The organism is Streptomyces sp. NBC_00252, assembly GCF_036187565.1.
GTDB lineage: Bacteria > Actinomycetota > Actinomycetes > Streptomycetales > Streptomycetaceae > Streptomyces.
Genome location: NZ_CP108087.1, coordinates 9,668,629 through 9,681,572, shown reverse-complemented (window position 1 = coordinate 9,681,572; position 12,944 = coordinate 9,668,629). Strand labels below are relative to the sequence as shown.

General features: G+C 70.9%; 11 protein-coding genes. 3 read left to right on the top strand and 8 right to left on the bottom strand.

From position 1 onward, the window contains the following. Nucleotides 1–6: 6 nt before the first annotated feature. The 3 genes from OHT77_RS43140 to OHT77_RS43130 all read right to left on the bottom strand — a co-directional run bounded on the left by OHT77_RS43140 (nucleotide 7) and on the right by OHT77_RS43130 (nucleotide 2,763). Nucleotides 7–1,473, bottom strand: a complete 1,467-nt coding sequence (locus tag OHT77_RS43140) for an FAD-binding protein (protein ID WP_328833832.1) — start codon at nucleotides 1,471–1,473, stop codon at nucleotides 7–9. Between the two features lie 131 nt (nucleotides 1,474–1,604). Next, nucleotides 1,605–1,799: a hypothetical protein gene (locus OHT77_RS43135; protein ID WP_328833831.1), complete on the bottom strand. Its 195-nt coding sequence runs from the start codon at nucleotides 1,797–1,799 to the stop codon at nucleotides 1,605–1,607. Between the two features lie 55 nt (nucleotides 1,800–1,854). Beyond that, nucleotides 1,855–2,763: a PfkB family carbohydrate kinase gene (locus OHT77_RS43130; RefSeq protein ID WP_328833830.1), complete on the bottom strand. Its 909-nt coding sequence runs from the start codon at nucleotides 2,761–2,763 to the stop codon at nucleotides 1,855–1,857. A gap of 72 nt (nucleotides 2,764–2,835) precedes the next feature. Between OHT77_RS43130 and OHT77_RS43125 the strand changes: the two genes are divergently transcribed. Both OHT77_RS43125 and OHT77_RS43120 read left to right on the top strand, forming a co-directional pair. Continuing rightward, nucleotides 2,836–3,276 (top strand): MarR family winged helix-turn-helix transcriptional regulator, encoded by a 441-nt coding sequence (locus OHT77_RS43125; RefSeq protein ID WP_328833829.1) that lies wholly within the window; start codon nucleotides 2,836–2,838, stop codon nucleotides 3,274–3,276. After that, nucleotides 3,273–5,120, top strand: coding sequence for an MFS transporter (locus OHT77_RS43120; RefSeq protein WP_443048188.1), 1,848 nt, complete (start codon nucleotides 3,273–3,275; stop codon nucleotides 5,118–5,120). The genes OHT77_RS43125 and OHT77_RS43120 overlap by 4 nt, the downstream gene beginning before the upstream one ends. A gap of 68 nt (nucleotides 5,121–5,188) precedes the next feature. Here the strand turns inward: OHT77_RS43120 and OHT77_RS43115 are convergent, their stop codons facing one another. The 3 genes from OHT77_RS43115 to OHT77_RS43105 form a co-directional block, all read right to left on the bottom strand. Further along, complete coding sequence (locus OHT77_RS43115) at nucleotides 5,189–6,109, bottom strand: DUF5829 family protein (protein ID WP_328834493.1); 921 nt, start codon at nucleotides 6,107–6,109, stop codon at nucleotides 5,189–5,191. A 176-nt stretch (nucleotides 6,110–6,285) separates the two neighbouring features. After that, nucleotides 6,286–7,143, bottom strand: a complete 858-nt coding sequence (locus OHT77_RS43110; RefSeq protein WP_328833828.1) for an MHYT domain-containing protein — start codon at nucleotides 7,141–7,143, stop codon at nucleotides 6,286–6,288. Nucleotides 7,144–7,832: 689 nt separating this feature from the next. Further along, a complete protein-coding gene (locus tag OHT77_RS43105) occupies nucleotides 7,833–8,384 on the bottom strand; it encodes an ester cyclase (protein ID WP_328833827.1) in 552 nt (183 codons plus the stop codon). Nucleotides 8,385–8,493: 109 nt separating this feature from the next. Between OHT77_RS43105 and OHT77_RS43100 the strand changes: the two genes are divergently transcribed. Continuing rightward, nucleotides 8,494–9,105: a TetR/AcrR family transcriptional regulator gene (locus OHT77_RS43100; protein WP_328833826.1), complete on the top strand. Its 612-nt coding sequence runs from the start codon at nucleotides 8,494–8,496 to the stop codon at nucleotides 9,103–9,105. 11 nt (nucleotides 9,106–9,116) lie between these two features. Here OHT77_RS43100 and OHT77_RS43095 read toward each other — a convergent pair whose 3' ends face one another. Both OHT77_RS43095 and OHT77_RS43090 read right to left on the bottom strand, forming a co-directional pair. Then, on the bottom strand, nucleotides 9,117–11,507 hold the full coding sequence (locus tag OHT77_RS43095) for an excinuclease ABC subunit UvrA (protein WP_328833825.1): 2,391 nt from the start codon (nucleotides 11,505–11,507) through the stop codon (nucleotides 9,117–9,119). A gap of 195 nt (nucleotides 11,508–11,702) precedes the next feature. After that, a complete protein-coding gene (locus OHT77_RS43090) occupies nucleotides 11,703–12,902 on the bottom strand; it encodes an MFS transporter (RefSeq protein WP_443048187.1) in 1,200 nt (399 codons plus the stop codon). Between the last annotated feature and the right edge of the window lie 42 nt (nucleotides 12,903–12,944).

The following is a 12,944-nucleotide window of genomic DNA, read 5'->3' as shown; positions in this document are numbered from 1 at the left end:
CGGCGATCAGAAGATGCCCTGCCCCGGCACCAGGATCCCCTTCGGGTCGTAGGTCTTCCTGGCCTCGGCGAACCGCTTCCAGACCGGCCCGAAGTGCCGCTTCCAGTCGGCGTGTTGGAACGGTACGGACCCGACCGGGTACTGCGTGCCGCCGACCGCCTGGACCTTCTCGTACGCCGACCGGTTGGCGTTCAGCAGGCGTCGTACGGTCGCGGTGTCCTCGGGCGGGGTGGTCCGCAGGACGGCGAACAGGTAGGGCACCGGGTCGTCGGGCATGCGCAGCAGCGGGGCGTGGAGGTGTTCGCGCAGCAGGGGGTAGAGGAGGACGACGCCGGGTCCGAGGTCGGCCGGGGTGAGCGCGTCCAGGAGGGTGCCGGCCACGTCGGCGGTGCTGCGGCCGGGCAGGACCAGGTTGAGCCAGGGGTGCGCGTAGGCCCACAGGCCCGCTTCCTTCAGGGCGGCGACGGAGGGGGCGAGCCGGTCGAGGAAGTCGTAGTAGGCGAGGTCGGTGATCTGCGCGCCGGACGCCTCGTAGCGCAGGCCCCGCAGCAGGGCGGTGTCGTCGGGGGTGTCCCCCACCGGCGGCCCGTAGGCGACGGCCTCGATGGCGAACTGGTTGAAGGCACCGGCGGTGTCGGCGCTGACCTGGCCCTCGAGGTAGGCGAAACGCCCCTGGGTGGCGAGGAGTTGCTGGTCTTCGAGGAAGGTCTGGAGGTCGCCGTACGGCAGGAGGTAGTGCCGTACGGTCTCCGGGGCCGGGACCAGGCGCAGGGTGGCGCCGACGATCACCGCGCACTGGCCGAGTCCGGCGAGCACGGCGTGGAAGAGGTCGGCGTGGCGGGTCGGGGAGCAGCGGAGCAACTCCCCTGCCCCGGTGACGACTTCGAGTTCCACGACGTTGTCGACCTGGGCACCCCGCTGGTGGCTCTGGCCGCCCAGGCCGCCGACGGACAGGGTGCCGCCGACGGAGAGTTCGAGGTAGTCGGTGAAGACGGGCGGGGTGAGGCCGTGGGCGATGGCCGCCTTGGCGACGTCGCTCCATTTGGCGCCCGCGCCGACCGTGACCTGTGAACTCCCCTTCCGTACGTGGCCGATGGCGGAGAGCGGGCCGGTCTCGATGATCAGGCCGCCCTCGACCTGTGCCTGGCCGTTGGTGCCGTGGCCCTGTCCGCGGGGGGCCAGGGAAAGTCTGTGCTGGTTGCAGAACCGCACCATCGCGACGACGTCCCGCACGGAACCGGGGCGCAGCACGGCGGCCGGACGCCGGTGCACGATGTGTCCGAAGTCGTCGGCGTCGGCGCCGAGGGAGGCGTCGTCGGTGAGCAGCGTCCCGTCCAGCCGGGGAATGTTGTTGAGCGGCCGGCCGGAGTCGGTCACCGCCCAGCTCCGGGTGAAGGGGTCGAAGCCGATCACCACGGCTGAGCCTGCGACCAGGCCGCGCAGAGCGGTGCGTCGAGACGGAGTGCGGGGCATGTGGTCCTCCTGAGACCGTCCGGTGAAACGATCAACGACGGCTCAGTCTAGGCACGTTGGGGTCCGGAAACGGGTTCCGTCCGGGCAAGTTCCCCGACCGGTTCGGCCCGTGTCGCGGCGGCCCCGCGGTGCTACTCGCCGCCCTGGCTGCCCGGGTTCAGGCCCCGGCGCCGCTTCTTGCCGGAAGCGCGCACGAGTTCGCCCGCGATGAGGGTCACGGTCGCCACGACACGGGCCCACCGGGGCCCGCCGCGCTCGGCCCACACCACACACGCACACCCTCCGGCGACGAGCACCAGGACACCGAGCAGCACTGCGACGATCATGTTCCCCACCCCTGTGTGGCACGGTCCGACGACACGTGCGGTCCTGACGATCTTCTCAGGCCGGACGCGTCGGGCCAGGCGGCCCCTCCCCCATCCAGGCCCGTGTGCCGAAGGAGGCGCAGGCCCGGGAGGCCACCGCGGCCGCCGCACGGAGTGCCCCGGCGAAGGACTCCGGGGTCGGGCGGCTTCCCGCGAGGTGGTGGGCGAGCGCCCCGTGCAGCACGTCACCCGCGCCCACCGTGTCCGCCACCTTCACCGACGGCACGTCGACCGTGCCCTCACTGTCCGGGCCCGTCCAGACGACGGGGTCCGCTCCCCGGCTCACCGCTGCCCAGGTCACGCCGTGTTCCCGCAGGAAGCGCAGCGTGTCCGCCGGGGTGGTGGTGCCGGGCGGGTGGAAGTCGGCCGAGCAGACGGCCACATCGATGAACGGCAGCAGGTCCTGGGTGCCGGGCTTCCAACTGCCGCCGTCGAAAAGGGTGTTGCGGCCGAGGGCACGCGCGGAGCGGGCGGCGGCCAGGGCCAGGTCCATGTGGTGGCCGTCGAGCTCGACGAGGTCGCAGTCCGTCACCAGTGCGTCGAGATCGTCGGGCGGGGTGAGCCGGTGTGCCGTCGCGTTGGTCGAGGCGACGGCGCGCTCGCCGGTGGACGCGGTCACCAGGACGGAGGAGACGGCGGGCGGGTCGGGCGAGTCGGCGGCCAGGTCGGAGACGGTCACACCCAGCGCGGCCAGGTCGGCCACCACCCCAACTCCCCATGGGTGGGCGCCGATTGCGGTCAGGAGTCGCGGGGTGCCGCCCAGGTGGGCGAAGGTCACGGCGGCGTTCGCGGCCGGGCCGCCCGCGGCGACCACCTGCTCCAGAGCCGTGAGTTTCTCGTTCGCGCCGGGTGCGTGGTCCACGAGCTGGATGACGTCCAGGGTGCACAGCCCGACGAACAGTCCTGTGGGGCGCCCTCTCTCCATCTACGACCTCCTCACGCCATTTACTAACAATTGGTTGAGCAGTCCAGACTGATAAATCTACTGTTAGTAACCATGAAGGTGAACAGCCCGAACGACACCACCCGCCTCGCCTCCGAGCTGCGGCTCGCGGTGGGCCGGGTGACCCGGCGGCTGCGCCAGGCGCACGCCGTGGGGGACGTGTCGCTCTCCGGAGTCTCGGTGCTCGCCCGGCTCGCCCGCGACGGCTCCGAGTCGCCGACGTCCCTCGCCGAGGCGGAGCGGGTCCGCCCGCAGGCCATGGCGAGCACGCTCGCGGTGCTGGAGCAGCGCGGGCTGGTCCGCCGTAGCCCCGACGCCGCGGACGGGCGGCGGAGCATCGTGGCGATCACGGACGAGGGACGCGCCATGCTGGCCGAGCGGCGGTCCGAGTCGGTCCACCGGCTCGGGGCCGTCCTCGACGAGTTCACCGCACAGGAGCGCGCGACACTCGCGTCCGCCCTCCCCCTCCTCGACCGACTTGCGGAGCGACTGTGAACGAGCGCGCACACATACCCGGCGACGGACAGGGGAACGGGGGCGGACGGCCGTCGCGGCTGAGCGCGGTGCGCTCGGCGCGTCGTAAGGACACTCCCCCGGGGCCGAACTACAAGTGGGTCGCGCTGTCGAACACGACACTCGGCGTCCTGATCGCGACGATGGACGCCTCGATCGTGATCATCTCGCTGCCGGCGATCTTCCGGGGCATCGGCCTGGATCCGCTCGCGCCGGGCAACATCGGCTATCTGCTGTGGATGATCCTGGGCTATCTGCTGGTCTCCGCGGTGCTCGTCGTGGTGCTCGGCAGGCTCGGGGACATGTTCGGCCGGGTGAAGATCTACAACATCGGCTTCCTGATCTTCGCGTGCGCGTCCGTCGCGCTGTCCCTGGACCCGTTTCGCGCGGGAGCGGGGGCCATGTGGCTGATCCTGTGGCGCATCGTGCAGGCCTTCGGCGGTTCGATGCTCACCGCCAACTCGGCCGCGATCCTCACCGACGCCTTCCCGGCCCGGCAGCGCGGAATGGCGCTCGGCGTCAACCAGATCACCGCCCTGGCCGGGCAGTTCCTCGGGCTGCTCGCCGGTGGTCTGCTCGCGGTCGTCGACTGGCGCGCGGTGTTCTGGGTGAGCGTGCCGATCAGCATCACCGGCACGATCTGGTCGTACCTGAGCCTGCGCGAGACCTCGGCGGGCCGCCCCGGCCGGATCGACTGGCTCGGCAACCTCACCTTCGCGGCCGGCGCGGGCATCCTCCTCGCGGGCATCACCTACGGCATCCAGCCCTACGGCGGCAGCGCCACCGGGTGGGGCAACCCGTGGGTGCTCAGCGGGCTGATCGGCGGTGCCGTACTGCTGCTGGCCTTCTGCTACATCGAGACGCACATCGCCGAACCGATGTTCAACCTGGCCCTGTTCAAGGTGCGCGCCTTCGCCGCGGGCAACCTGGCCGCGCTGCTGACGGCGATCGCGCGCGGCGGTCTGCAGTTCATGCTGATCATCTGGCTTCAGGGCATCTGGCTGCCGTTGCACGGCTACGACTACGACTACGAGGACACTCCGCTGTGGGCGGGCATCTTCATGCTGCCCCTCACACTCGGGTTCCTGATCGCCGGGCCGCTCTCGGGCTATCTGTCGGACCGGTTCGGGGCGCGGATGTTCTCGACGGTCGGGCTGATCGTGGTGGCGCTGTCCTTCCTCGGACTGCTCGCGCTGCCGATCGACTTCGACTACGGCATGTTCGCGGCGCTGCTGCTGCTCAACGGGCTGGGTCAGGGCATGTTCTCGGCACCGAACACGTCGTCGATCATGGGCAGCGTGCCGAGCGAGTACCGGGGCGTCGCCTCGGGCATGCGGTCCACGTTCCAGAACTCGGGCACCGCGCTGTCCATCGGTGTGTTCTTCTCCCTCATGGTGTCGGGGCTCGCGTCCTCGCTGCCCCACACGCTCAGCCAGGGGCTCCAGGCGCACGGTGTGCCGACCGGGGCCGCCGAGCAGGCCGCGTCGCTTCCGCCGGTGAGCACGCTCTTCGCCACGTTCCTCGGCAACAACCCCATCCAGCACCTGCTCGCGTCGAACGGCACCCTGGAGCACGTCTCCGCCGCCCAGCGGGCCGTCCTGACAGGGCACACCTTCTTCCCCAAGCTGGTCTCCGGGCCGTTCCACCACGGCCTGACCATCGTCTTCAGCGTCGCCGCGGGCATGGCCCTGATCTCCGCGGTCGCCTCGGCGCTGCGCGGCGGCCACAAGCCCGAACTCGACCCCGGGCGGTCGCCCACCGACCGGCCGACCGCCCCGGCGGGGACGCCCGAGACCTCGCAGGCGGGGCCCAACTCGGCGTCGTAGAAGCGGACATGCGGGTGCGTGCGCCCCCTCGGGGAGGGAGCGCACGCACTCTGTGTGTACGGGGCGGGTCAGCTGGTGCCGTTGACGGCGAACGTCCACTCGGCGTGGCTGCCGGGGCCGACGGTCAGGGTCGAGTTGCCGATCTGCTCGACGTGCCGGTCCTTCACGGGGTGATTCAGCGACATATCGACCTCACGGTAGCCGGCCTGCTCGCGGGTGGTGACGTCGAGGCGGATCGTGGTCCCGCCGCCCTGCGCCACGACGCCGCCGCCCGTCACGGTCCGGACGGTGAAGCCGCCGGCGCGCAGCAACGGCACGGTGTCGGCGAGGTCGCCCGCGGTGACCGCGATGCGGACGGAGGTGACGTCGCGCATGAGGTGGGTGCGGTAGTCGTCGGAGAGGTAGCGCTCCCGGCTGACGTCACCGGGGAAGCTCGGCGGCTCGGTGTTGCTGCGCGGGTCGGCGAAGTACTCGGGGCGGTACTCCATCCCCCAGGCCCCGAAGGCGTCGTACTCACTGGTGGTGAGGACGGCGTCGAACCACGGCACGGGCACGCCGTCACCGAAGTCGCGGGTCTGGAGGAAGTCGATGGGTTCGGTGACGCCCTCGTCCTTCAGCCGGTCCTTGACGGTCGCCAGCTCTCCCGCGTGCTCGACCGAGAGGCCGAGTCCGGCGGAGCCGAGGGTGCCGTCCTGGCCGGGGACATCACCGATCCCGAGCAGTTCGAGGTAGGTCTCGCGGCCCATCAGGTAGCGGCCGGTCCAGGTCTCGCCGCCGGTGCCGCTCGTGGTGCGGACCTGGAAGTTGGCGAACTCCCGCAGATAGTCGGAGTGTTCGATGGCGTCGGCGGTCTCCCGGTCGAAGACCCCGTAGGAGTGGTTGTAGAACAGCAGCTGCCGACCGGTCGAGTCCTGATTCCCGTCGGCCTGTGCCGTCCCCAGCCCACCCCCGATCGCTCCGGCGAGGGCCACAGCGAGCACGATGATCATCCGTAGTGCGCGGCGCATCAGCATGTGCGGGATCGTAGGGCGGGGCCGAAGCGACCGCTGTTCATTCTGAACAAGGCCGAAATGCTTGACACATGGCGCTTTGTCGGGGTGGCCACGCGGCAACAGGCGTGTTGCGTGCCGCGGTTCGCGGCCTCGCGGTGTCCCCCGACGTCAGGTCACCAGGAGGTGCCGCCCTGCGAGGGCTGGGCCGACTGCCGCTCCGGGAACACCGAGTCGCCGCCGAACAGCGCGGCGGCCTCGGGCTCCGGGGCCTGTCCCTCCTTCTCGCCGAGCATCATGTCGGGGTCGAACATGACGATGACGGCGGCGACGAGGAGCACCAGGAGCGGGCCGGCGAGCATGAGCAGGAGGAACGCGATCAGGTCGGCGGAGGACTGCGAGGACCCGGCCACGTTGGTGAGGTGGACGGAGACGGCGGCCATGCCGGTGTAGTGCATGCCGGTCACGGCGATACCCATGACCAGGCTCGCGCCGAGGCTCGCCCACAGCGCGTGGATGGAGACCGCCGCCCAGAGGGCCGCGGTGGCGGCGGCTACGGCGATGACTATGGAGAGCGCCACGGTCGTGGGGTCGTAGTGGAGGGTGCCGTTCGTGTGGATGGCGGCCATCCCGAGGTAGTGCATGGCCGCGACGCCGAGCCCGGTGACTGTGCCCGCCACGGCCAGGTTGAGCGGCGAGCCGCCCCGGTAGCCGACGAGGAACACTCCTACGGCGACCACCGCGATCGCCACGACGAGGCTCAGCAGTGTCTTTGTGCCGTCGTAGTTGACCAGCGCGCCCTGGACGCTGAAGCCGATCATCGCGATGAAGTGCATGGTCCATATCCCGCAGCCGATGGACACGGCGCCGAGCGCCAGCCAGCGCGCTCTGTGCTGCGGGCGGCGCAGCGAACGGGTCGTGCAGCGCAGGCCGAGGCCCGCCCCCAGGCACGCCATCAGATAGGCGGCGACGGGGGTCACCGCTCCGTAGTAGAAGTCGGAGACGGTGGCGGTCTCGGCGGAGATGACGGTCATGGAGTGTTCCCTTCACGTGCGCGACGGCGGGCGGCACCGCGGTCTCGGTGTGCCGGCACGGTGACGTGCGCACACTCCCGTCCGGCCGACCGCGGACGCTGCCGGGTCGTGCCGGGTACGGGCCCGTGTTCGGGCCTCCGGTCAGGAGGGATGCGGGGACACAGGGTGCGCCACGGCAGGGGCGCGCGCGGATCGACCACCCCCGCCCCTGCCGCACGTTCGTACCGACTCGGCCGGGTGGACGGACCTGCGTGAGCGCGCGGACATCCTGCTGACACACCACAGGACACGGGGAACCGAACGGTCGAGATCCGGCCACCAGGCCGAGTTGTGCATGATTCAATCACGCGCCGCTCACATATCCTGCACAAACTGGATAGGTGTTAGCCGAATCGATACATCGCCACCAGTACGCACAAAGCCCACCACGATGGGGAGTTCAGACCTCCGATACCGACCGTCCACCCCGGCGGACGCGGCCCGACGCCCAGAAGTCGCCGGGTGCGCAGGAGGGTTTCGCGGCACCTGCCACACCCTTCGCATGGCTGAATATGCACGGGACAATCGCCGGATACCGCATCGAGCGGACTTCCGCGCAGTCGATGCCCACCTCACCGGCCCGGAAGGGCTTCGGCGGCCAGAAGGCCGTACGACCCGTCGCCCACGCGGCAGTTGACGCCCCCCTCGCGTCAACCGGCCTTCCGTGCCGCCTCGGCAGCCTTCGCCGTCACGTCCGCCGCGGCCCGCGCCGCCTTCCCTGTCACACGCCACACCAGCATGCTCAGCCCGACCGCGGGACTGGGCGGGAAAACGCCCAACTGCCCCAGCATGGACACGTCGTCGCGCACCGCCTCGTGTCCGACCACCTTGCCGTCGCGGAGGTCGAGGACGTGGATCTGCTCGAAGTCGATGTCGCGCCCGGTGGGCGGTATCGCCTGGTCGAGCGCGCCGTCGCGGAAGCGGACGAAGGGCCCGGTGTGACGGCCGCGCATGCGCAGCCGTAGCCAGACCTGGTGGTCGTTGTGGGCGACGTCCTGGACGGGGAAGGCGAGGTCGGTGAAGGCGGAGCGCATCCATGCGCTGGAGGCGAGCACGCCCGCCGGGCCGGGGAGGGCGCAGGCCGAGGGGGAGACGGCGGACTCGCGGTTGTGGAAGTCGTCGTGCACCACGTCCGCGGCCAGTGCCGGATCGCCGGTCTCGAGGATGCGGAAGAGCCCGTGGGCCAGTGCTGTGGCGTCCATGCCCATTGCGTGATCCCTTTCGAGGGAGGTGCGTATGAGGGGTGTTGCCGGCCGACAGCAATTGAGGTTACAGCACGCCTATTGAATTCATCGCCCGTAGGATGTCGGGATGCCGACCAAGCGCCGTTACGTGTCCCCGCTGCGTGAGCAGGCCGCTGCCCGGACGCGCGCGCTGATCCTCGGGCATGCCACGGAGCTGTTCGCCGAGCGCGGGTACGGGCGGGTCACCGTCGCGGACATCGCCTCGGCGGCCGGGGTCGCCTCGAAGACCGTGTTCGCGAGCGTCGGCAGCAAGAGCGACATCCTGAACCTGATCGTCGACCAGGGCGTGCTCGCCTCGGGCTACGAGCAGGCGATGAGGGAACTGCTCGAACTGCCCACCCCGGAGGCGGTTTTGAAGGCACTGGCCCACGGGACGCGGCTGGGCAACGAGGGGCAGTTCGCGGTGCACGAGGCGATCCGCAAGGCGCTGCCCGTGCACGAGGACGGCGAGGAGCTGTGGGAGCGGGCGACGGCCGCCTACCGGGACGCGCTGCGCGCCGCCGCCCGTCGGCTGCACACGCTGACTCCCCCGCCGTCCCGCTCGGCGGAGGAGACCGGTGACCTCCTGTGGTACTGGTTCGGCCCTACCGGGTGGCGCACGCTCGTGGTCGAGCTGGGCTGGTCGTGGGACCGCGCCGAGAGCGTCCTCTACGACACGGCGGTCGCCACCCTTCGCTGAGGCCGCGGTGCTCAGGCGCCGACGTATGCCGCCAGGTGCTCGCCGGTGAGCGTGGAGCGGGCCTCGACGAGGTCGGCGGGCGTCCCCTCGAAGACGACCTTGCCGCCGTCGTGCCCGGCGCCGGGGCCGAGGTCGATGATCCAGTCGGCGTGGGCCATGACCGCCTGGTGGTGTTCCACGACGATGACCGACTTGCCGGAGTCGACCAACCGGTCGAGCAGGCCGAGGAGTTGCTCGACGTCGGCGAGGTGGAGTCCCGCGGTGGGCTCGTCGAGGACGTAGACGCCGCCCTTCTCGGACATGTGGGTGGCCAGCTTGAGGCGCTGGCGTTCGCCGCCGGAGAGGGTGGTGAGCGGCTGGCCGAGGCTGAGGTAGCCGAGGCCGACGTCGACGAGCCGGGTCAGGATCCGGTGCGCGGCCGGGGTGGCCGCCTCGCCCGCGCCGAAGAACTCCTCGGCCTCGGTCACGGACATCGCGAGCACCTCGCTGATGTCACGGCCGCCGAAGTGGTACTCCAGCACGGAGGCGTCGAACCGCTTCCCCTCGCAGTCCTCGCAGGTGGTGGCCACGCCGGCCATCATCGCGAGGTCGGTGTAGATGACCCCGGCGCCGTTGCACGTGGGGCACGCGCCCTCGGAGTTGGCGCTGAACAGGGCCGGCTTCACGCCGTTGGCCTTGGCGAAGGCCTTCCGGATCGGTTCGAGGAGTCCGGTGTAGGTGGCCGGGTTGCTCCGGCGGGAGCCGCGGATGGCGCCCTGGTCGACGGAGACCACGTTCTCCCCGGCCGGGATCGACCCGTGCACCAGCGAACTCTTGCCGGAGCCCGCGACACCGGTGATGACGGCGAGGACCCCGAGCGGGATGTCCACGTCGACGTCGTGGAGGTTGTTCGTGGCGGCGCCCCGGATCTCCAGCGCGCCGGTGGGCTTCCGCGTCGACTCCTTGAGGGACGCCCGGTCGTCGAAGTGCCGGCCGGTGATGGTGCCGCCGGTGCGCAGTTCCTCGACGGTGCCTTCGAAGCAGACGGTGCCGCCCGCCGTACCGGCGCCGGGGCCGAGGTCGACGACGTGGTCGGCGATCGCGATGGTCTCCGGCTTGTGCTCGACGACGAGGACGGTGTTGCCCTTGTCGCGCAGGCGGAGCAGGAGGTCGTTCATGCGCTGGATGTCGTGCGGGTGCAGGCCGATGGTGGGCTCGTCGAAGACGTAGGTGACGTCGGTGAGGGAGGAGCCGAGGTGCCGGATCATCTTGACGCGCTGCGCCTCACCGCCGGACAGCGTGCCCGCCGGGCGGTTGAGCGAGAGGTATCCGAGGCCGATCTCGACGAACGAGTCGAGGGCCTGCTGCAGGGCGGCGAGGAGGGGCGCGACCGACGGCTCGTCGAGACCCCTGACCCACTCGGCCAGGTCGCTGATCTGCATCGCGCAGGCGTCGGCGATGCTGATCCGCTTGATCTTCGAGGACCGGGCGCCCTCGTTGAGGCGGGTGCCGTCGCACTCGGGGCAGACAGTGAAGGTGACGGCACGGTCCACGAACTCGCGGATGTGCGGCTGCATGCCCTCGCGGTCCTTGGCGAGCATCGACTTCTGGATGCGCGGGATCAGACCCTCGTAGGTCATGTTGATGCCCGCGATCTTCATCCGGGTCGGTTCGCGGCGCAGGAAGTCCTGGAGTTCCTTCTTCGTGAACTTACGGATCGGCTTGTCCGGGTCGAAGAAGCCGGACTCGCTGTAGAGACGGGAGTTCCAGCCGCCGCCCGTGTATCCGGGGACGGTGATCGCGCCCTCCGCGAGGGACTTGGAGTCGTCGTAGAGCTGGGTGAGGTCGAGGTCGGTGACCGAGCCGCGGCCCTCGCAGCGCGGGCACATGCCGCCGGTGATGCTGAAGCTGCGGCGCTCCTTGACCTTCTGTCCGCCGCGTTCCATGGTGACCGCGCCCGCGCCGCTGATCGAGGCGACGTTGAAGGAGAACGCCTTGGGCGAGCCGATGTGCGGCTTGCCGAGGCGGCTGAAGAGGATGCGCAGCATGGCGTTGGCGTCGGTGGCGGTGCCGACGGTGGAGCGGGGGTCGGCGCCCAGCCGCTGCTGGTCCACGATGATCGCGGTGGTCAGCCCGTCGAGGACGTCGACCTCGGGGCGGGCGAGGGTCGGCATGAACCCCTGCACGAAGGCGCTGTACGTCTCGTTGATCAGCCGCTGCGACTCCGCGGCGATCGTGTCGAACACGAGTGAGCTCTTGCCCGAGCCGGAGACACCGGTGAACACCGTCAGCCGGCGCTTCGGGATCTCGATGCTGACGTCCTTGAGATTGTTCTCGCGCGCCCCGTGCACGCGGATCAGGTCATGGCTGTCGGCAGCGTGCGGCGCGGACGACCGCGTGTCCGTCCTCGTGGCCTTGCTCATCGTGCCTTCCCTCCGTTGTGCCCGGCCGCCGAAGATCACTCGGCGGCCGTCGCCTGGCTCGATCCAATCAAGCTTCGAGCGGTACGTCCGCTTCCGGTCCGGCGCGCGCTGCCGCGGTGCCGTACCCGTCCCTCACGCTAGTGCGGGCGCGTGAACTCGCGCTTCTCGAATCCTGACCGTTCGCGACCTGCCGCCTCACGCCTCGTGAGGAGCGGCCAGCGCGCCACCCCGCTGCACCCGGCGCAGGTGATGCACGTGGCGGCCCAGCGCCACCGCGGCCAGGGCGGCGACCAGGCCCGTCACACCCCGCCAGCCGAAATGGTCGTAGGCGCGCACGCCGAGCCAGGAGCCCGTGCTGCCGCCGAGGAAGGCGCAGGTCATGTACGCGGTGTTGATCCGGGCGCGGGCCTCGGGCCACAGCGCGAAGATGCGGGCCTGGTTGGCGACCTGGCCGGACTGGACGGCCACGTCGAGCAGCAGCATGCCCGCGGCCAGGGTCAGCAGGCCGGTGGTGCCGCCGCCGTAGGCCGGAACGAGGACGGCCGCCGCGGTGATCGCGCCGAGCATGGCGAGGAGGCTGACCCTGTCGGGGCCCCTGCGGTCGGCGAGGCGGCCGGCGAGCGGGGTGCTGAACATGCTGGCCGCACCGACCAGCCCGAGGACGCCCACCGCCTGGGCGCCCATGCCGTACGTCGGTCCGGTGACGAGCAGGGTGAGCGTGGTCCAGGCGGCGCTGAAGCCGGCGAAGACGGTGGCCTGGTAGAGGCAGGAGCGGCGGAGGTCGGGTTCGGCGCGCAGCAGGCTCAGGGGCGCGGCTATCAGGGACGGGTAACTCAGGCGCGTGGACGGTTCGGTGTCCGGGACGACCCGGGAGAGGATCGCGGCCAGGATCAGGACGACCACGGCGGCCACGATGTAGGGCGACCGCCAGCCGAGCCGTTCGCCGAGGGTGCCGCTGAAGGTGCGGGCCAACAGGATGCCGCCGATCAGGCCGCTGAGAAGGGTGCCGGTGACGGCTCCGCGGCGCTCGGCGGGTACGAGTCCGGCGGCCATCGGAATGATGATCTGCGGCACGACGGTCGTCACGCCGGTGACCGCGCTGGCGACGACGAGCACCGGGAGCGAGGGCGCGGCGCTCGCGGCGAGGAGTCCCGCGGCGGTGAGCGTGAGCAGGGTGACGATCAGGGGCCGGTGCGGCAGCCGGTCGCCGAGGGGCACGAGCAGGAAGATGCCGGCCGCGTAGCCGAACTGCGCCGCGGTGACCACGAGGGCCGCCGAGCCCGTGGAGACACCCAGGTCGGCGGCGACGAGCGAGCTGATCGCCTGCGGGAAGTAGATGGCCGAAACGCCCACACCGCAGGCGAGGGACAGGACGAGGATCACCCAGCGGGGCACGGACACACCTCACGCGAGAACCGGTTTGACTGGTTCGGGCGA

Excerpts from the sequence above, each read along its gene's own strand:
- OHT77_RS43125 (WP_328833829.1), top strand. The coding sequence starts at position 2,836 with ATGAAGGTGAACAGCCCGAACGACACCACCCGCCTCGCCTCCGAGCTG.
- OHT77_RS43095 (WP_328833825.1), bottom strand. The coding sequence starts at position 11,507 with ATGAGCAAGGCCACGAGGACGGACACGCGGTCGTCCGCGCCGCACGCT.
- OHT77_RS43110 (WP_328833828.1), bottom strand. The coding sequence starts at position 7,143 with ATGACCGTCATCTCCGCCGAGACCGCCACCGTCTCCGACTTCTACTAC.
- OHT77_RS43130 (WP_328833830.1), bottom strand. The coding sequence starts at position 2,763 with ATGGAGAGAGGGCGCCCCACAGGACTGTTCGTCGGGCTGTGCACCCTG.
- OHT77_RS43105 (WP_328833827.1), bottom strand. The coding sequence starts at position 8,384 with ATGGACGCCACAGCACTGGCCCACGGGCTCTTCCGCATCCTCGAGACC.
- OHT77_RS43135 (WP_328833831.1), bottom strand. The coding sequence starts at position 1,799 with ATGATCGTCGCAGTGCTGCTCGGTGTCCTGGTGCTCGTCGCCGGAGGG.
- OHT77_RS43140 (WP_328833832.1), bottom strand. The coding sequence starts at position 1,473 with ATGCCCCGCACTCCGTCTCGACGCACCGCTCTGCGCGGCCTGGTCGCA.
- OHT77_RS43115 (WP_328834493.1), bottom strand. The coding sequence starts at position 6,109 with ATGATCATCGTGCTCGCTGTGGCCCTCGCCGGAGCGATCGGGGGTGGG.
- OHT77_RS43100 (WP_328833826.1), top strand. The coding sequence starts at position 8,494 with ATGCCGACCAAGCGCCGTTACGTGTCCCCGCTGCGTGAGCAGGCCGCT.